Below are 19,115 nucleotides of genomic sequence, written 5' to 3'. Positions count from 1 at the left end.
AAGAATTGTTCGCATTGTAAGTGGGCCTACCCGCATCCGGCAATCGGATCTCTTTTGCGTATGAGAATATTTATCATTAATATTGCGCGCTTGTTGGTCTCGCGACGTTCACGGGGCCTCACCCGGTTTCAAGGTCGAAACATGAAAGGCAAAAGCAGCACGCTCCCCGTTTCCTACAGACTGGCGGTCACTTCGCGGGTATTGGCTGCCGTGCTGGGCGGTTATGTCGTCGCCGCGCTGGCCAGTGTCAGCCTGAGCCTGCTGCTGCCCATGGCCCGCGCCGAAGCGGTGATCACCGGGATGATGACCTCGTTTCTCGCCTACCTGATGGCGGCGCTCTGGTGCTTTGCCTGCCGCAGCGCCTGGCAGGCGTGGTTCGGCATGCTCGTGCCGAGCCTGGTGCTGGGCACGGTTTCCGGGCTGGCGTATTGGGCGGGCCAGCCATGAAAGAGGGTTTTCGTCAGGCCATGGCCTGGTTGCACACTTGGGTCGGTTTGATCTTTGGCTGGTTGCTGTTCGCGATTTTCCTGACCGGCACCCTCGCGTATTTCAAAGCCGAGACCAGCCACTGGATGCAGCCGGAAATTCCCGCGCGCTCGGTGTCTTCCGAAGCCAGCCTGACCCTGGCGCAAAATTATCTTCAGCAGCACGCGCCCAACGCATCGCGCTGGCTCATCGACCTGCCGACGGCCCGCGAGCCCGGCCTGACCGTACGCTGGCAGCAAGCCCCGGCGGAACCCGGCAAACGCGGCCAGTTCAGCAAAAAGACTCTCGACCCGCTCACCGGTGCCGAAGTGCAGGGCCGGGAAACCATGGGCGGCGAGTTCTTCTACCGTTTCCACTTTCAACTGCAAATGCCTTATCCGTGGGGCCGTTGGTTGTCGACCGCCGCGGCCATGCTGATGTTCATCGCGCTGATCACCGGCATCATCACCCACAAGAAAATCTTCAAGGAATTCTTCACCTTCCGCCCGCGCAAAGGCCAGCGTTCCTGGCTCGACGGGCACAACGCGGTGGGCGTGCTGGTGTTGCCGTTTCACCTGATGATCACCTACAGCAGCCTGGTAATTTTCATGGCGATGGTGATGCCCGCGGGCATTCTTGCTGCGTACAAGGGTGATGCCGGGGCATTTTTCGACGAGGTGTTCCCGGAGTCCAATACGCCGGCAGTTGCGGGTAAACCGAGCCCATTGGCCCCGTTGGCGCCGTTGCTGGAACGGGCCCGCGAACAGTGGTTAGAAGGGCAAGCCGGGAACCTGGCCGTGAACAATCCAGGCGATGCGAATGCCTCGGTGGTCCTGGAACGCGATAGCGCCGACGGCGTGGTCTACGACTATGGCCGGGCGCTGACCTTTGATGGCGTGACCGGCCAACTGCTCGGCACCACGGCGGAGCGTCCGATTCCGATGGCGATCGCCGGTGGTTTCTATGGGTTGCACATGGGCCATTTCGCCGGTCCGGTATTACGTTGGCTGTACTTCATTTGCGGTATGGCCGGCACGGCGATGATTGGCACCGGGCTGGTGATCTGGCTCGGCAAGCGTCAGCTCAAACATGCCAAGAGCGGTGTGATGCCGTTCGAATTGAAGCTGGTGGAAGTGCTGAACATCGCCAGCATGTCGGGACTGGTGATCGCCGTGGCGGTGTTCTTCTGGGCCAACCGCTTGTTGCCGGTGGCGCTGGCGCAACGGGCGGATTGGGAAGTGAACAGCTTCTTTATCGCCTGGGGCTTGAGCGTGCTGCATGCGATGGTTCGTCGTGGCCGCGCGGCATGGGTCGAGCAACTGGCGTTGGCCGCGGTGCTGTTCTGCGCGGTGCCGCTGCTCAATGGGCTGACCACGCCGTATCACTTGGGCGTGTCGCTGCGCCAAGGCGATTGGGCCATGGCTGGTTTTGATCTGACGTGCCTGGGCAGTGGCCTGTTCCTGGCGTGGGCTGCGTGGAAAATGCAGCGCGTCGGGAAAGCTGCAACCGTCACTCGCCAACGCGCCCGCCCCGTCACCCTTGAGCCTGAGGCGACCTGAATGTTGCTGGCCTTGTTGCTCTGCTACGGCGGATTTACCGCGCTCTGTCTGTCGATGGACCGGCATCACGCCGACCTTCTCGGGCGCAAGCCATCGGCCAAGCGCCGACGGCATATGAAACTTGGCGGCTGGCTGTTGCTGGCCTTGTCGTTGTGGGCGGCAGTGTCCGCGACCGGTTGGGGCCTGGGCCTGGTGGAGTGGTTCTCGGTGTTGATGTTCAGCGCGTTGCTGCTGGTGTTGCTGCTGCCGTATCGCCCGCGCCTGGCCATGTCATTGGCGGTGCTGGGCCTGATTGCCAGCCCCGTTTGCGCAGTGCTGAGCTGATGATCGCCAGCCCTCCGGAATCCCACGACGATGAGCACCGTGGCGCCCGTGCGCATTTTCTCCAGGTGTTCCTGTCCCAGCGTTCGCAGATGGAAGCGCTGGTGAGTCGGCGCGTCGGTTGCCGGGCGACGGCGGCGGATCTGGTGCAGGATTTGTTCCTGCGCTTCTGGCGCCGACCGCTGGTGCAGGTTGAAGAATTGAGCACTTATCTTTTGCGCTGCGCCGGCAACATCGCCATCGACCATTTGCGCAGCGAAGGCACGCGGGTGCGGGTCAACGAAGGCTGGATGCCGGATGCGCCGGACAGCCAGGGCAGCGAACCGCAAGCCGCGTTGGAGGCAGGCAACGATTTGCGCCACGTCGAAGCCGCGTTGCGTGCGTTGCCCGAGCGTACGCGGCAGATTTTCCTGCTCAACCGCATTCACGGCCGCAAGTACGCCGAGATCGCCAAGGCCATGGGTTTGTCCCAAAGCGCCGTGGAAAAACATATGATGCGCGCCCTCGACGCCTGCAAGGCCAGCCTGCGGGAACCCGAACCGCGCACGCCAAGGAAAGCACCGTGAAACACGCCGAACGCGTCACCCCGACGCCCGCCCAGGAACAGGCTGCTTTCGCTTGGCTGAGCCTGTTGCACGATCAGCCGAGCAGTGGCGATCAGCTCACGTTCAGTCACTGGCTGCAGGCCGATCCTGCGCACGCCGAGGCCTACGCTCAGGCGCAAGTGGTGTGGGAGTTGAGCGAAGTGCCGGCGCGCACCTTGGCCGATGAAGACGCATTGGCCCTGCAGGGTTATCTCAATGCGATGGACCGTTCGAAGCGCTCCAGTGTGCGGCGCTGGTCCGGGGCGTTGGCGATGGCCGCGTGTCTGGTGCTGATGGTCGGCCTCGGTGCGGGGTGGCAGCCGCTGCGTTGGGCCGATGATCTGGGCGCGGATTATGTCTCGGCACCGGGGGAAATTCGCACGGTGATCCTGGCGGATCAATCGCAAGTCACCCTCGATGCCGACAGCGCGATTGCCGTGGATTTCAGCCACGGCGAGCGCCATGTTGAGCTACGTCGCGGCGCCGGTTTTTTCAGCGTCACCCACACCGGCGAGCCGTTCGTGGTTGATGCCGAAAAGGGCCAGGCGCGGGTGCTCGGTACTCAGTTTGAAGTGCGCCTGCAACCTCATGGTGCACGGGTGACGGTGTTGTCCGGGCGCGTCGGTGTCACGGCAGATCGCAACGCCGAGCAGCAAATCCTCACCGCTGGCCAGCAGGTCGCGTATGGCGAGGGCTCGGCGGAAAAACTGCAGGCCGTGGACAGTGAGGCGCAGTTGGCGTGGCGTCAGGGTTGGCTCAATTACTACAAGGCGAGCCTGGCGGATGTGGTGCAGGACCTGCGCCGCTATTACCCGGGGCGGATCTTGCTGCTCAACGATGAACTGGCGGCGCGGCGGGTCAGCGGGAGTTTTCCGAGCAAGGATCCGCAGGCGGTGTTGAGTTCGTTGCAGGGGGTGTTGGGGTTTGAGCAGCATCACCTTTTGGGGCAGATGATTATTTTGCGCTGAGGCGACTGGCCCCATCGCGAGCAAACACCGCACAGCGCCAGATAAAAATATTTTCAAAATAATGATGAGGTAAACCCAATCCCCATCCGTGTAGTGACTGAAACTGCGAGTCATTCGCATCCCGCTGCGGTTCTACACAGGTCATGAGTAATGAAGTCCAGGGCAAATTCGGGTTCGGTCAAACAATGGTTCGGTGCCTCTGCGTTGAGTTTTTCGGCATTGGCATTGCTGCCGCTGAGCGTGGCCATCGGCGCTGAAACCGCCAGCACGCAACAGCGCACGCAATTCAATTTCGCCTTGGCCGCCAAACCGCTGCCCCAGGCCCTGAGCGACTTCAGCCGCATCACTGGCACCAGCGTGGTCTACACCGACGAAGCGCCCTACGGCCTCAACGCCCCGGCACTCAACGGGCAGATGAGCGCGGAACAGGCGATCCAGCGTTTGCTCAGTGGCTCCGGCTTCACCTTCCGCCGCACCGACGCCCACACCCTGGCGCTGGAGCCTGTCCCCACCGAAGGCACCCTGAACCTCGGCGCGACCACCATCACTTCGGTGCTTGATCAAACCCAGAGCTACCAGCCACCGCCGACCAGCAATGTGATGCGCAGCTCGGCGTTGCTCCAGGAAACCCCGCAGACCATCAACGTGATCCCGGCCCAGGTCATTCGCGACCAGGCGCCGCGCAATCTCGATGACGCCCTGGCCAACGTCAGCGGCATCACCCAGGGCAACACCCTGGCCAGCACCCAGGATTCGGTGATGACCCGCGGTTTCGGCGACAACCGCAACGGCTCGATCATGCGCGACGGCATGCCGATCGTGCAGGGCCGTGGCATGAACGCCACGGTCGATCGCGTCGAAGTGCTCAAGGGCCCGGCGTCCTTGCTCTACGGCATCCAGGACCCGGGTGGCGTGGTCAACATGGTCAGCAAGAAACCCGAACTGACCCAATACAACGCCCTGACCCTGCGCGGCTCGACCTACGGCGACGGCAAGAACGGCAGCGGCGGCGGCCTCGACAGCACCGGTGCACTGGGCGATTCCGGGTTGGCCTATCGCATGGTCCTGGACCACGAAGACGAAGATTACTGGCGCAACTTCGGCACCCACCGCGAGACCTTGGTGGCGCCGTCCCTGGCCTGGTTCGGCGAGAGCACCAAGCTGCTGTTCTCCTACGAACACCGGGAATTCCTCACCCCGTTCGACCGGGGCACGATCATTGATCCGCGCACCAACCACCCGCTGGACATCTCGCGCAACGAACGCCTCGACGAGCCGTTCAACAACATGGAAGGGCGTTCGGACCTGTATCACTTCGAGGCCGATCACGAGCTCAACGACAACTGGAACGCCCATTTCGGCTACAGCTGGAACCGCGAAACCTACGACGCCAGCCAGGTCCGCGTCACCGCGATCAACACCAGGAATGGCACCCTGACCCGGAGCATGGACGGCACGCAGAATGCGATCAGTACCGACCGCTTCACCACCGCCAGCCTCGAAGGCAAAGTCAATGTGCTGGGCATGCAGCACGACCTGGTGTTCGGCGTCGATGACGAGTACCGCAAGATCTACCGCGAAGACCTGATCCGCCAGAAAAGCCTGAGCACCTTCAGCTACGTCAATCCGGTCTACGGCCGCGAAGTTGCCGGCACTACCGTCAGCGCACCCGACAGTGCCCAGACCGATCAACTGCGCAGCGATTCGATCTTCGCCCAGGACTCGATTCACCTCACCGACCAGTGGATTCTGGTGGCCGGCGGGCGTTTCCAGGAGTACGACCAGTACGCCGGCAAAGGCGTGCCGTTCAAGGCGAATACCGACAACAACGGCCAGAAATTCGTGCCCCGCGCCGGGCTGGTCTATCGCTACACCGATGAGTTGTCGTTCTACGGCAGCTACACCGAATCGTTCAAACCCAACTCGACCATCGCGCCGTTGAGCGGCAGCACCGTGGTGCTCGACGGCAGCATCGCGCCGGAAGAAGCCAAGTCCTGGGAAATCGGCGCCAAGCTCGACATGCCGGGTCGCATCACGGGCGACATCGCCCTGTTCGATATCAAGAAACGCAACGTGCTGATCGCCAACGCCGAAGGCCCGACGACCATTTACAGCGCTGCTGGGGAAGTGCGTTCCCGGGGGCTGGAAATCGATCTGACTGGCCAGCTCACTGACCGCTGGAGCATGATCGGCAGCTATGCCTACACCGACGCCGAAGTCACCGAAGACCCGGACTACAAAGGCAAGAAACTTCAAAACGTCGCCAAGAATACGGGCTCGCTGTCGGCGGTCTACGACTTCGGCACCATTGTTGGTGGGGATCAGTTGCGGGTCGGCGCCGGTGCGCGCTATGTCGGCGAGCGGGCGGGGGATGCGCCGAATGATTTCGACCTGCCGGGTTATACCGTGGCTGACGCCTTCGCTACTTACGACACCAAAGTCGAAGGGCAGAAGGTCAAGTTCCAGCTCAACGTGAAGAACCTGTTCGACCGCACCTACTACACCTCGGCGGCGAGCCGCTTCTTTGTGTCGATGGGGGATTCACGGCAAGTGTCGCTTTCCAGCACATTGGAATTCTGAGCACAGAGCGCGTCATCGTTCTTCGCGGGCAAGCCTCGCTCCTACACGGGTTCATTGTCGAATCGCATTTTCGCGATAAACACACATTCCCTTTAGGAGCGAGGCTTGCCCACGAAGGCGATCTGCCAAACACAAAACATCTCAGGCCTAACGCAAAAACGCCTGCCGATACTCCCCAGGCGTCCCCCCCAACACCTGCCGAAACCGATTGGTGAAATGACTCGCACTGGCAAACCCGCACGCCAGTGCAATCTCCCCCAACGGCTGCGCCGTCGAACGCAACAACTCCCGCGCCCGACTCATGCGCCGCGCCAGCACATATTGATGGGGCGGCAAGCCGAAACTCTCGCGGAACATGCGCGCGAAGTGGTATTCCGACAGCGCGCACAATCCGGCTAATTGCCCCAGGCTAATGGCTTCGGCCAACTGACTGTCGATGAACTCCACCAACTGCCGGCGCTGATGTGCGGCCAGGCCACCCTTGAGCCTTAACCCCTGGCGCAGGCCGACCTGACTCAATAAGGCATGGCTGAGCATTTCATGGGCCAGGCTGCTGGTGAGCACGCGTTCGCCCGGCTCTTCCCAATTCAGCGTGAGCATCTGCCGAAAGCGCTGGGCTTGTTGGGGGTCGTCGATAAAAGTGCCTTCACGCAATTGCAGTTCCCGCGGTTCACGGTCCAGCAGCGTGACGCAGCCGAGGGCGAATTGTTCTGGGCTGAAATACAGGTGGGCCAGGCGAATGTCGCCGTTGATCACCCAGCCTGACTGGTGCTCGGCGGGCAGGATGCACAGTTTGTCCGGGCCGCCCTTGGTACCGGGTTGGTCGCGGCGAAAAGTGCCGGTGCCGCCGGCGATGTAACAGGACAGGGTGTGATGAGTCGGCGCTTCGTAGTCCTGGGCGTCGTGATGATTGCTCCACAAGGCTGCAGCCATGCCGTCACCGAGCTCGGCGCTGTGCTCGAGGCGAGCATTGGGCGAGCGGTTGAGGGCTTGAAAGACTTGCAGGGTTTCCAGTGCGGGCATGATCGTTTTCTCTCCAACGCTTCGCATCCTACTCCGTAGACCTTGGCCTGCCAGCCCGTCGGCCGACAAAAGCGCAAGTTTATGCAAGTGCACCCATCACTGGCGCAGGACACTGGGCACCTATCGAGGAGCCTTTGCCATGAACCTGTCGTTATACCTGTTGACCGTGTTGATCTGGGGCACCACCTGGATTGCCTTGAAATGGCAACTGGGCGTGGTGGCCATACCGGTGTCGATCGTCTATCGCTTCGGCCTCGCGGCGTTGGTGCTGTTTGTGATGCTGCTGCTCAGTCGGCGCCTGCAAGTGATGAACCGTCGCGGGCACCTGATCTGCCTGGCCCAGGGCTTGTGCCTGTTCTGCGTCAACTTCATGTGCTTCCTGACGGCCAGCCAGTGGATCCCCAGCGGCTTGGTCGCCGTGGTGTTTTCCACCGCCACCCTGTGGAACGCCCTGAACGCGCGGGTGTTCTTCGGTCAGAAAATCGCCCGCAACGTATTGATGGGCGGCGCGCTGGGCCTGTTGGGCCTTGGCCTGCTGTTCTGGCCGGAACTGGCCGGGCATACCGCCAGCCCGGAAACCTTGCTCGGCCTGGGCCTGGCCCTGTGCGGCACCTTGTGTTTCTCGGCCGGCAACATGCTGTCGAGCCTGCAACAGAAGGCCGGGCTCAAACCCCTGACCACCAACGCCTGGGGCATGGCCTACGGTGCGGCGATGCTGACCGTGTGGTGCCTGGTCAAAGGCATCCCGTTCGACATCGAATGGAATGCGCGCTACCTCGGATCGCTGCTGTACCTGGTGATCCCCGGCTCGGTGATCGGCTTCACTGCTTACCTGACGCTGGTCGGGCGCATGGGCCCGGAACGCGCGGCGTACTGCACGGTGTTGTTCCCGGTGGTGGCGCTGAATGTCTCGGCATTTGCCGAAGGTTACCAATGGACCGCGCCGGCACTGGCGGGCCTGGTGTTGGTGATGTTGGGTAACGTGCTGGTGTTTCGCAAGCCCAAGGCAACACTAGTGCAGGGCAACGGCAAACTGGCCTGAAGCAATATGAAGATCGGGCGCAAACATCTTCAGCGCTCGATCTTCAGCACCACGAAAATCAACAAGGGAAGAATAAAATCGACGATGTGCCGAGCCCAATCCTTGGCATTCCAGGTTTGTGATTCGTCCATGTTGAACCATTCAACACCGACAACTTGCAAACAGACGTAATAGATGAAAATCGCAATCAGCAGTCCGACGATGGATAACTTCTTGGCTTCATGGAAAGCGTCCGCTGAAGCGTTGATGTTTTTAAGTAATTGATAAGTGCCGATCAGGCAGCAGACGGTATACATAACCTCCAGCGTGATGATGATCCAGTAGATTCGGTGATGAAGCATCGGCGAGGTAATGGCGCGGTCGGTGATGTTGGTATTTTCCCGGGTAGTGTCCATGCTCAGGATGTGTCCGACATATTCGTAGTTGCTGCTGTAGTCGGTGAAGTTGCTATACATCACCAGCAGTCCGAAAAAGCTGAAGAATGCCATGAGAATGAATTTGCTGTAGCGGGTAAGTTGGTCAGTGGTTAGTTGGTTCAATGGGGGCTCTCCGTAGCCAGAACTCGTGTTAGTCGAGTCAATAGTGCGGAGTCTATAGGGTGGATTGATATTTTGGCGGCGGACTGAATGTCAAGGTGTGTATCAACCTTTAGTTGTCCACCGCGACAATTGAACGTTAATAAAAAGCGGGCAGGTGCTGAATACACCTGCCCGTTTTTTTCAGCCTTTCCAGACCTGCGGGTTCACCAGGTCTTGCGGCCGCTCACCGAGCAAGGCGCTGCGCAAGTTGGCCAGGGCACGATTGGCCATGGCTTCTCGGGTTTCGTCGGTGGCGGAGCCGATGTGCGGCAAGGTCACGGCGTTTTTAAGCTGAAACAATGGCGATTCGGCCAGCGGTTCTTTCTCGTAGACATCCAGGCCCGCGCCGCGAATCCGCTTGGTTTGCAGCGCCTCGATCAGCGCCGGTTCATCCACCACCGGGCCGCGAGCGATGTTCACCAGTATTGCGCTCGGCTTCATCAGGGCCAATTCGCGGTGGCTGATCAGGTGTTTGGTCTTCTCGCTGAGCGGCACCACCAGGCAGACGAAATCCGCTTCCGCCAGCAACTGATCGAGGCTGCGGAACTGCGCACCGAGTTCCTGCTCCAGCTCGGTCTTGCGGCTGTTGCCGCTGTAGATAATCGGCATGTTGAAACCCAACCGGCCACGGCGGGCAATGGCCGCGCCGATATTGCCCATGCCGACAATGCCCAACGTCTTGCCATGCACATCGCAGCCGAACAGCGGTGCGCCGACGGTCGCTTGCCACTGGCCGGCCTTGGTCCAGGCATCCAGTTCAGCGACGCGCCGGGCGCTGCTCATGAGCAAAGCGAACGCCAGATCGGCAGTGCTTTCGGTGAGCACGTCCGGGGTGTTGGTCAGCATGATCCCGCGTTCGTTGAAATAGGCGACGTCATAGTTGTCGTAACCCACCGAGACGCTGGACACCACTTCCAGTTTGGCCGCGTTTTCCAGTTGCGCGCGACCGAGTTTGCGACCGACACCAATCAAGCCATGGGCGTGGGGCAGGGCTTCGTTGAACTGGGCGTTGATGTCGCCGTTTTTCGGGTTCGGCACGATCACGTCGAAATCCTGTTTCAAACGCTCGATCATTTCGGGGGTGACACGGCTGAAGGCGAGGACGGTTTTTTTCATGGGAAGCGGCTCGGCGGGCGGTGGTGAATGCCAAGCACGCTAACATTCTTTTTGGGCGTTAGGCGAGGTCCCGAAGATCGTTCCCATGCTCTGAGTGGCTCTGTATGGGACGCGGAGCGTCCCGGGCTGCATTCCCACGCAGAGCGTGGGAACGATCCGATCAGTGCGATCAGTTCAGGTCAGTCCTGCGGATCGAGGTTGTCCAGCGCTCGGTTCACCGACAGTTCGGCCAGCATGATGACTTGCTGGATGCCGAGCATGGTGTTGCGGTGGGTGCCTTCGAGGAATCCGGCAAAGTCACTGGTCATGACGCTGGCCGAGGCGAGGGATTCGCTGGCGTAGACCATCAGGGTTTCGGTGGTGGCGTTGGGGGCGACCTGGAACAGGTGGCTGGGGGTGTGAGGGGGATTCGGTGTGGGCTTGAACATAAGTTCGTTACTCCATGTTGGGATCAATGGAGCTGCCACTTCCGTTTTCCAGACGAGGGGTGGCAGCCGTGCGCGGACTGGAAAAACCGGTCAATCCCAACCAAACCCGGCAGACCCGAAGGTCTCCCGCGCACAGCCGCCATAACATTGCGTGCAGAAAAAAGCGCCGCAGTATGCCATGTGCAGAGGTTGAGAGCCGATTCGGGTTTTCCAGACCCGGTCACTGATGCGTCAGCGACCCCCAAAGCCTACCCATCTCCCTTCCCACACACCAACCGTCAAAACACGTCGGAAACATCCTCAAATATTCGAAATTTGTAAGACTGTCTGTAGGCTCCTACAAGGGGATCAGGCATTGACGATCGTTCCCACGCTCTGCGTGGGAATGCAGCCCGGGACGTTCCGCGTCCCTTCCGGAGCCGAACGCGGAGCGTGGGAACGATCAGCTAACAACGTAATAGACATTCAATTCGCCAACCGCGCCCCACCCAGACTCCCGCTTAATTCATACGCCGCCAACTCCGCCTGATGCGCGGCCAATATCTCCGGCAGCGACCCGCGCAGGTACTCGACCCAGGTCTTGATCTTCGCATCCAGGTACTGCCGCGACGGGTAGATTGCGTACAGATTTAACTCCTGCGAGCGGTAGTTCGGCATCACCCGCACCAGCGAGCCATTGCGCAAGCCTTCAATCGCCGCATACACCGGCAGCACGCCCAGGCCCATGCCGCTGATGATGGCGGTTTTCATCGCGTCGGCGGAGTTGACCAGAAACGGCGAGCTACTAATGGTGACCATTTCCTGGCCATCCGGGCCGTCGAAGGTCCATTTCTCCAGCGGGATCACCGGGCTCACCAGGCGCAGGCACGCGTGGTTGAGCAAGTCGCTGGGCTTGTGTGCGCAGCCGTTGGCTTTCACGTATGCGGGGGAGGCGCAAACGATGCTGTAGGTGATGCCCAGGCGCTGGGAAACGAAGCCCGAGTCCGGCAGTTCGCTGGCGAGCACGATGGACACGTCGTAGCCCTCGTCCAGCAAGTCCGGCACGCGGTTGGCCATGGTCAGGTCGAAGGTCACGTCCGGGTGGGTCTTGCGGTAGCGGGCGATCGCATCAATGACGAAGTGCTGGCCGATGCCGGTCATGGTGTGCACTTTCAGCTGCCCGGCCGGACGGGCGTGGGCGTCGCTGGCTTCGGCTTCGGCTTCTTCGACGTAGGCCAGGATCTGCTCGCAGCGTAATAGATAGCGCTTGCCGGCCTCGGTCAGGGCGATGCGGCGGGTGGTGCGGTTGAGCAGACGGGTTTGCAGGTGGGCTTCCAGGTTGGAGACCGCGCGCGAGACGTTAGCCGTGGTGGTGTCCAGTTGCACGGCGGCGGCGGTGAAGCTGCCGGCCTCGGCCACGTAACTGAAGGCGCGCATGTTTTGCAAAGTGTCCATGGGGTGCTCTCGGGTTCGATGGCAAATTGTGACACGAAGTTTCAGGGTCTGAGACCCCGACCAAGGGATTATCGCAGTAACGGTAACAAAGATTCACAGGAATCCCAGCTTATCGCCAACAAGGCCCACCCCTAGAATTGCTCCTCGCAGGAATAACTCCCCACCTCAGGAATTTTCAGCAGTGCCGCGTCGCATCAACAGAGCGCTCAAGACGCTCAGTGTTTTGGCTTTAACCCTGGCAATCAGCGGCTGCATCGGTACCGCAGGCATTGCCCCGCAAGGCAAAGCGCTGGAGGCCGATTCCCTGGCCACCGACGACGCCATCCAGAACGCTGCACAGGACGCTCACTGGCCCACCGCGCAATGGTGGCAGGCCTATCGCGACCCGCAACTGGACCGCTGGATCGACCTCGCCGTACAAGGCAGCCCGACCATGGCCATGGCCGCCGCGCGGGTGCGTCAGGCCCGGTCCATGGCCGGCATCGCCGAGGCTGCCGAGTCGTTGCAGATCAATGGCGAATCGACCCTCAAGCGCCACAACTGGCCGACCGATCAGTTCTACGGCCCCGGCGAACTGTCCAACACCACCACTTGGGACAACAATGCCGCGCTGGGCTTCAGCTACGCCCTCGACCTTTGGGGCCGCGAAAGCAACGCCACCGAGCGCGCTGTGGACATGGCGCACATGACGGCGGCGGAAGCACGGCTGGCCCAACTCGAATTGCAGAACAACATCGTGCGCGCCTATATCGAACTCTCGCTGCATTACGCGCAACGGGACATCGTCGCCGCGACGCTGAAGCAGCAACAGCAGATTCTCGACCTCGCACAAAAACGTCTGAACGGCGGCATCGGCACCCATTTCGAAGTCAGCCAGGCCGAAACCCCATTGCCGGAAACCCATCGACAGATCGATGCGCTCGACGAAGAAATCGCCCTGAGCCGCAACCAACTCGCCGCTTTGGCAGGCAAAGGTCCAGGGGAGGGCGCGCAGTTGCAGCGACCGACTCTGTCGCTGGGTGCCGCACTGAAACTGCCATCGTCGCTGCCCGCGCAATTGCTCGGTCAGCGCCCGGACGTGGTCGCCGCCCGTTGGCAAGTCGCAGCCCAGGCCCGCGGCATTGATGTTGCCCATGCTGGTTTCTACCCCAACGTCGACCTGGTCGGCAGCCTCGGCTACATGGCCACGGGCGGCGGGGCGCTGGAGTTCCTGACCGGCAAGAAACTCAACTACAGCGTCGGCCCGGCGATCTCGCTGCCGATTTTCGATGGCGGCCGCTTGCGCTCGGAATTGGGTGAAGCGTCTGCCGGGTACGACATCGCCGTGGCCAAGTACAACCAGACGCTGGTGAATGCGCTGAAAAATATCTCCGATCAACTGATCCGCCGCGAGTCCATGGATAAGCAGCAAGTGTTCGCCGCCGAGTCGGTGGCCACGGCGCAGAAGACCTACGACATCGCGATGATCGCCTACCAGCGCGGGCTCACGGATTACCTCAATGTGCTGAATGCCCAGACCTTGTTGTTCAAGCAGCAGCAAGTGCAGCAGCAGGTTCAGGCGGCGCGGTTGAGTGCGCATGCGGAGTTGGTAACGGCGCTGGGTGGTGGGCTCGGTGCCGGTAGCGATGTGCCGACAGACAGCCAGACGGCCGCACCGAAAACCCCGGCGCTTCTTAAGTGAAAACCACACCTGTAGGAGCAAAGCTTGCTCGCGATGGCGCCCATGAAATCGCCGTCGCGGGCAAGCCATGCTCCTACAGGCAGGTTTCGAGCCTCGACCGAATTTCATTGAGCAGGATCTGATGACTCCCTTGCCCGCACCTCTGCGCTGGCTCTACTCCCTCGAATGGCGCCGGGGTTTCTACGACTGGGCACGCAGTGACGGCGTGACCTGGGTCTACATTTTCAAAGTGCTGCTCGCCGCGTTCCTGACCCTGTGGCTGGCCATGCGCCTGGAGCTGCCGCAACCGCGCACGGCGATGATCACCGTGTTCATCGTCATGCAGCCGCAAAGCGGTCATGTGCTGGCGAAGAGTTTCTATCGCTTCCTCGGCACGCTCGCCGGGTCGGCGGTGATGGTGTTGCTGATCGCCTTGTTCGCGCAAAACACCGAACTGTTCCTCGGCTCGCTGGCGATCTGGGTCGGCCTGTGCACCGCTGGCGCCGCGCGCTATCGCAACTTCCGCGCCTACGGTTTTGTCCTCGCCGGCTACACCGCAGCGATGGTCGGCTTGCCGGCATTGGCTCACCCCGATGGCGCGTTCATGGCGGCAGTCTGGCGGGTGCTGGAAATCTCCCTGGGAATAATCTGCTCGACCGTGATCAGCGCCGCGATCCTGCCGCAAACCGCCAGCGCCGCGATGCGCAACGCCTTGTATCAGCGCTTCGGCGTGTTCGCCTTGTTCGTCACCGACGGCTTGCGCGGTCGCAGCAAACGCGAGGCTTTTGAAGCCAGCAACGTGCGCTTCATCGCCGAAGCCGTGGGCCTGGAAGGCTTGCGCAGCGTCACGGTGTTCGAAGACCCGCACATGCGTCGGCGCAATGGTCGGCTCAGCCGCTTGAACAGCGAGTTCATGAGCATCACCACCCGCTTCAACGCCTTGCACCAATTGCTCGAACGCTTGCGCAGCAGCGAGGCGGATCACGTGGTGGCGGCAATCAAACCCGGTTTGCAGGACCTCGCCGAATTGCTCGACGGCTTCAGTGGCCGAGCGCTGACCAATGCCGATGCCGCACGCCTGGTCACGGCGTTGACCGCGTACAAGGAAGGCTTGCCGGCGCGGGTGCGCAGCCTGCGGGCGATCTTCCAGGAGAGCGAGCCGAGCGACGCCGAGCAACTGGATTTCCACACCGCGTATGAATTGCTCTATCGCTTCGTCGACGATTTGCACAGTTATGCACAGACCCACGCGTCCCTGGCCGATCACAGCCACGCCCGCGAGCAGTGGGATGAACCGTTCACCCCGCAAACCAACTGGTTGGCGTCGGCAGCGTCGGGCATTCGCGCGGCGTTTATCCTGGTGGTGCTCGGCAGCTATTGGGTCGCGACCGCGTGGCCGAGCGGGGCGACGATGACGTTGATTGCGGCCGCCACCGTGGGCCTTTCGGCGGCGACGCCGAACCCGAAACGCATGGCGTTCCAGATGGCTTGCGGCACCTTGCTCGGCGCATTGATCGGCTTCGTCGAGATGTTTTTTATCTTCCCCTGGATCGACGGTTTTCCGTTGCTGTGCGTGATGCTCGCGCCGGTGATCGTGCTCGGCTCGTTCCTCACTTCACGCCCGCAATACGCCGGGGTCGGACTCGGGTTGCTGATCTTCTTCAGCACCGGTTCGGTGCCGGACAACCTCACGGTCTACAACCCCTACACCTTCATCAACGACTACATCGCCATGGTCCTCGGCATGTTGGTGTGCGCCGCTGCCGGGGCGATCATCCTGCCGCCGAACAGCCGCTGGTTGTGGCGGCGACTGGAGCAGGATTTGCGCGAGCAAGTGGTGTATGCGATCAGCGGCAAGCTCAAGGGCTTGGGTTCGAGTTTTGAAAGCCGCACCCGGGATCTGCTGCACCAGGCTTACGGCTTGGCGGTCGGTTCACCGCAAGTGCAACGGGACTTGCTGCGCTGGATGTTCGTGGTGCTGGAAGTCGGTCACGCGATCATCGAGTTGCGCAAGGAACAGGCGATTCTGCCGGTGCATCCGGCCTATGCCGAATCCCAGCCGTGGCGCCAGGCGATCCGGGTGATGGGGCGTTCGCTGGTGCGGCTGTTCCTGCAACCGAGCCAGAGCAACCTCGAACGCGGGTTGATCGCCGTGGACCATGCGATCAGTCGTGTGCAAGCCACCGACGAACCGTTCGCCCCGCACTTCGACACCTCGGCGCTGCGTCGGGTGAAGAGCTACCTGCACTTTATCCGCACGTCATTGCTGGACCCGCAATCACCGCTCACTGCTTATGCCAAAGGACTTCAACATGCCGCGTGAAATCGCCTTCCACGGCGTGTACATGCCGACCATGACGCTGATGTTTTTCATCGCCGCGGCACTGGCCTGGGCGCTGGACCGGTTCCTGTCCGGGTTCGATTTGTACCGCTTCTTCTGGCACCCGGCGTTGCTGCGCCTGAGTTTGTTTACCTGTCTGTTCGGCGCCCTGGCGCTGACTGTCTACCGTTGAGTACGCATTGATGAAAAAGCTGTTCAGCCTGCTCGCCACCCTGTTGGTGCTGGCCCTCGCCATATGGATCGGCCGGACCCTGTGGGTGCATTACATGGACACCCCATGGACCCGCGACGGCCGGGTGCGCGCCGACATCATCAACGTCGCCGCCGACGTCACCGGCGAAGTGGTGGACGTGCCGGTGCGCGACAACCAACTGGTGAAAAAGGGCGACCTGCTGATGCAGATCGACCCCGAGCACTACCGCATCGCGGTAAAACAGGCGCAGTCATTGGTGGCGTCACGCAAGGCCACCTGGGAGATGCGCAAGGTCAACGCCCACCGCCGCGCCGACATGGACGCGCTGGTAATCTCCAAGGAAAACCGCGACGACGCGAGCAACATCGCCGACTCGGCCCTGGCCGATTACCAACACGCCCAGGCGCAACTGGAAGCCGCCGAACTGAACCTCAAGCGCACCGCCGTGCGCGCGGCAGTGGACGGCTACGTCACCAACCTCAACGTCCATCGCGGCGACTACGCGCGCATCGGCGAAGCGAAAATGGCCGTGGTCGATATGAACTCGTTCTGGGTCTACGGCTTCTTCGAAGAAACCAAATTGCCCCACGTGCGGGTGGGCGATAAGGCCGACATGCAACTGATGAGCGGCGAAGTGCTCAAGGGGCATGTGGAGAGTATTTCCCGCGGGATTTATGACCGGGATAACCCGGAGAGTCGCGAGCTGATTGCGGACGTGAACCCGACGTTCAACTGGGTGCGATTGGCGCAGCGGGTGCCGGTGCGGATTCACATTGATGAAGTGCCAGAGGGGGTGCTGTTGGCGGCGGGGATTACCTGCACGGTAGTAGTGAATCAATGAAGATCATTCCCACGCTCTGCGTGGGAATGCATCCAGTGACGCTCCGCGTCACAGATTGGGACGCAGAGCGTCCCGGGCATCGCGCTACCACGCGGAGCGTGGGAGAGATCGGGGCTCACGCGCTACAAAACGTCTCCTGCAAATGCCGCCAAACTATCCGCCCCGATGGTCCTTTTTCAAACACCACCGTAGACCGCCGATCCGAATGCAACCCCGTCGCATCGGTCTGCTGCTCGCGATAGCTCACCGTCGCGCCATGTTCGTGTAGCGCAATCCCACGCAGCTCGCTGAGCTCAATCCTGAACCCGCTCTTCTTCCCGCCCGCCATCCGAAACAGCGCACTCAACGCCTCCAGGTCCAGCACCCGACCCAACGGTGAGACCATGGAAAACTGTGGCGAAAACCGCCCCAGCAATCGGGCTAGCGCGGCGTCGTTTTCCTCCACGGCAAACCACTGTTCAATCGCCACGTGGGCCTGGATCACTTCGTCAAAATAGTCGGTGTAGTCAGTCATGCGGATTTTTCCTGAAGGGGAGGTGAGGTTAGCAGGGTCAGCACGTTCGTCGAGTCGAAGCGCAGCACGGCGGCCATCGGCACTACGGTCAGCAGTGCGGCGGCGAGGAAGCAATAGTTGAAACCTTGGGAGCCTAATGCGCCGAGCAATGAACTCAAGAGCGCCGCGCCGAGGCAGAAACCGAGTTGGCGATTGATGTTCCACAGGGCACTGGCGTGGCCCATTTTTTCCGGCGTTATGCCGACAAAGGCCAAGGTCTGCGCAGTGACGCTGCACAGGCTGCCACCCAGGCCCATCATGGCGTAGGCAACGATCAGCAGTGGGCCGGCGGGTTGTTCGATGCGCATCAGCAGCACAATGCCAAGGCATTGCAACAGCATGCCGCTGATCAGCAACGGCTTGGGGCCGATGCGATTGAAACTGCGTTTGCCCATCATGATCGCCACCCCCGAGCCTGCCGCCCACGGCAACATCAGCGCACCGATTTGCGCCGCGCCGAAACCGAGCTCGTGCAGGTACAACACGGCAATCAGGTTAGTACCGGTGAATATGCCGGGGACACACAGGTAGATCAGCATCGCCAGGCGCAGTGATGGATTTTTGATCAGTTGCAGGTCGAGGATTGCCGCGGGTTTGCGCCAGCCGTCGCGCAGGTACAACGCCGCCATAGCGGCGCTGAGGATCAGCCCGAGCAGGCCGAAAATGCGCGTGTCGGGCTCGCTCAACAGGCTCACGGCAATCAACAACAGACTCAGGGCCGCGACGGCGAGCAGCAGGCCACGAACGTCCAGTGTCGGGCGTTCGGTAGAGGCTTTTTCGGGTTTCAACCAGAGCAGGCCGAGCCCGAAGGCGAGCAACGCCACCGGCAAATTCAGGTAGAAAATCCAGCGCCAGGACAACGCCTGAACGATCAACCCACCGGCCGCCGGCGACAGTGCCGGCACCATCAACGCCACCAGCAACACCACGCCGGTGAAATGCGCACGCTGGGCCGGGGGAAACTGTCGATAGGCCAACGCCTGGCCGACCGGGAGCAACAACCCGCCACCGAGCCCTTGCAGCAATCGCCAGCCGATCAGGCTTTCAATCGACCCGGCTTGGGCCACCAACCCCGAGGCGATGCCGAACAACAGCAAGGATGCGAGGATCAGCCGCCGCTCACCGACCCGCGCCGCCAGCCACACACTCATCGGAATGATCAGCGTCAGCCCGAGCATGTAGGCGTTGCCGATCCACGCCAGTTCGGTGACGGAGGCGTGCAGTTCCCGGGCGATGTCGGGGTAGGCGATGGTGGCGACGAACATGTTCAGCAGGTCAAGGGCGAACCCCAGCAAATACACCAGCGCGACTTTCGAGCGATAGGCCATGGCAGCTTCCTTGTAATAGACGTGCAGGGTAGGGCGCTGGCGGGGTTAGGAAAACGCTGGTTTGACTGCTAGTTTGTCAAAATTATTTTGACAAAGGAGTG

18 protein-coding genes are annotated in these 19,115 nt (G+C 61.4%); 11 read left to right on the top strand and 7 right to left on the bottom strand.

Going from position 1 to position 19,115, the window contains the following annotated elements:
* Positions 1-141 precede the first annotated feature (141 nt).
* From HKK52_RS15460 to HKK52_RS15435, 6 genes are all read left to right on the top strand, one after another.
* Positions 142-447 carry a DUF3649 domain-containing protein gene (locus HKK52_RS15460; RefSeq protein ID WP_169371540.1) on the top strand — a complete coding sequence of 102 codons (306 nt, stop codon included), beginning with the start codon at positions 142-144 and terminating at the stop codon, positions 445-447.
* Complete coding sequence (locus tag HKK52_RS15455) at positions 444-2,024, top strand: PepSY-associated TM helix domain-containing protein (RefSeq protein ID WP_169371539.1); 1,581 nt, start codon at positions 444-446, stop codon at positions 2,022-2,024. Before HKK52_RS15460 ends, HKK52_RS15455 begins: the two co-directional genes overlap by 4 nt.
* Complete coding sequence (locus HKK52_RS15450; RefSeq protein WP_169371538.1) at positions 2,025-2,348, top strand: DUF3325 domain-containing protein; 324 nt, start codon at positions 2,025-2,027, stop codon at positions 2,346-2,348. It abuts the gene before it with no gap.
* Positions 2,348-2,911, top strand: a complete 564-nt coding sequence (locus tag HKK52_RS15445) for an RNA polymerase sigma factor (RefSeq protein WP_149657524.1) — start codon at positions 2,348-2,350, stop codon at positions 2,909-2,911. Before HKK52_RS15450 ends, HKK52_RS15445 begins: the two co-directional genes overlap by 1 nt.
* Entirely contained in the window at positions 2,908-3,897 is a 990-nt protein-coding gene (locus tag HKK52_RS15440; RefSeq protein ID WP_169371537.1) for a FecR family protein, read from the top strand. Before HKK52_RS15445 ends, HKK52_RS15440 begins: the two co-directional genes overlap by 4 nt.
* A gap of 150 nt (positions 3,898-4,047) precedes the next feature.
* Positions 4,048-6,477, top strand: coding sequence for a TonB-dependent siderophore receptor (locus HKK52_RS15435; RefSeq protein ID WP_169371536.1), 2,430 nt, complete (start codon positions 4,048-4,050; stop codon positions 6,475-6,477).
* A 147-nt stretch (positions 6,478-6,624) separates the two neighbouring features.
* On the opposite strand, the gene HKK52_RS15430 is transcribed toward HKK52_RS15435, so the two are convergent.
* Entirely contained in the window at positions 6,625-7,500 is an 876-nt protein-coding gene (locus HKK52_RS15430; RefSeq protein ID WP_169371535.1) for a helix-turn-helix transcriptional regulator, read from the bottom strand.
* A gap of 139 nt (positions 7,501-7,639) precedes the next feature.
* On the opposite strand from HKK52_RS15430, the gene HKK52_RS15425 reads away from it, so the two are divergent.
* Positions 7,640-8,542: a DMT family transporter gene (locus HKK52_RS15425; RefSeq protein ID WP_169371534.1), complete on the top strand. Its 903-nt coding sequence runs from the start codon at positions 7,640-7,642 to the stop codon at positions 8,540-8,542.
* Positions 8,543-8,571: 29 nt separating this feature from the next.
* On the opposite strand, the gene HKK52_RS15420 is transcribed toward HKK52_RS15425, so the two are convergent.
* From HKK52_RS15420 to HKK52_RS15405, 4 genes are all read right to left on the bottom strand, one after another.
* Positions 8,572-9,081, bottom strand: a complete 510-nt coding sequence (locus HKK52_RS15420; protein WP_169371533.1) for a DUF2165 family protein — start codon at positions 9,079-9,081, stop codon at positions 8,572-8,574.
* Positions 9,082-9,261: 180 nt separating this feature from the next.
* Complete coding sequence (locus HKK52_RS15415) at positions 9,262-10,236, bottom strand: 2-hydroxyacid dehydrogenase (protein WP_169371532.1); 975 nt, start codon at positions 10,234-10,236, stop codon at positions 9,262-9,264.
* Positions 10,237-10,415: 179 nt separating this feature from the next.
* On the bottom strand, positions 10,416-10,664 hold the full coding sequence (locus tag HKK52_RS15410; protein ID WP_169371531.1) for a DUF6124 family protein: 249 nt from the start codon (positions 10,662-10,664) through the stop codon (positions 10,416-10,418).
* 465 nt (positions 10,665-11,129) lie between these two features.
* A complete protein-coding gene (locus tag HKK52_RS15405; RefSeq protein WP_169371530.1) occupies positions 11,130-12,098 on the bottom strand; it encodes a LysR family transcriptional regulator in 969 nt (322 codons plus the stop codon).
* Positions 12,099-12,279: 181 nt separating this feature from the next.
* Here HKK52_RS15405 and HKK52_RS15400 point away from each other — a divergent pair, with 181 nt between their 5' ends.
* The 4 genes from HKK52_RS15400 (at position 12,280) to HKK52_RS15385 (ending at position 17,133) form a co-directional block, all read left to right on the top strand.
* Positions 12,280-13,779 carry an efflux transporter outer membrane subunit gene (locus HKK52_RS15400; RefSeq protein ID WP_169371529.1) on the top strand — a complete coding sequence of 500 codons (1,500 nt, stop codon included), beginning with the start codon at positions 12,280-12,282 and terminating at the stop codon, positions 13,777-13,779.
* A 121-nt stretch (positions 13,780-13,900) separates the two neighbouring features.
* The gene (locus HKK52_RS15395) at positions 13,901-16,081 is read left to right on the top strand and encodes an FUSC family protein (RefSeq protein ID WP_169371528.1); all 2,181 of its coding nucleotides are present in this window, start codon (positions 13,901-13,903) and stop codon (positions 16,079-16,081) included.
* On the top strand, positions 16,071-16,271 hold the full coding sequence (locus HKK52_RS15390; RefSeq protein ID WP_007896379.1) for a DUF1656 domain-containing protein: 201 nt from the start codon (positions 16,071-16,073) through the stop codon (positions 16,269-16,271). The genes HKK52_RS15395 and HKK52_RS15390 overlap by 11 nt, the downstream gene beginning before the upstream one ends.
* Positions 16,272-16,281: 10 nt before the next feature.
* Positions 16,282-17,133, top strand: a complete 852-nt coding sequence (locus tag HKK52_RS15385) for an efflux RND transporter periplasmic adaptor subunit (RefSeq protein ID WP_169371527.1) — start codon at positions 16,282-16,284, stop codon at positions 17,131-17,133.
* A 115-nt stretch (positions 17,134-17,248) separates the two neighbouring features.
* Here the strand turns inward: HKK52_RS15385 and HKK52_RS15380 are convergent, their stop codons facing one another.
* Entirely contained in the window at positions 17,249-17,647 is a 399-nt protein-coding gene (locus HKK52_RS15380; RefSeq protein WP_169371526.1) for a DUF4440 domain-containing protein, read from the bottom strand.
* Complete coding sequence (locus tag HKK52_RS15375; protein ID WP_169371525.1) at positions 17,644-19,014, bottom strand: MFS transporter; 1,371 nt, start codon at positions 19,012-19,014, stop codon at positions 17,644-17,646. Before HKK52_RS15375 ends, HKK52_RS15380 begins: the two co-directional genes overlap by 4 nt.
* Positions 19,015-19,115 lie beyond the last annotated feature (101 nt).

The organism is Pseudomonas sp. ADAK2 (genome assembly GCF_012935755.1).
Lineage (GTDB): Bacteria > Pseudomonadota > Gammaproteobacteria > Pseudomonadales > Pseudomonadaceae > Aquipseudomonas.
Note: the sequence above shows the minus strand (reverse complement) of the source record. Positions and strands in the feature narration are given on the sequence as shown.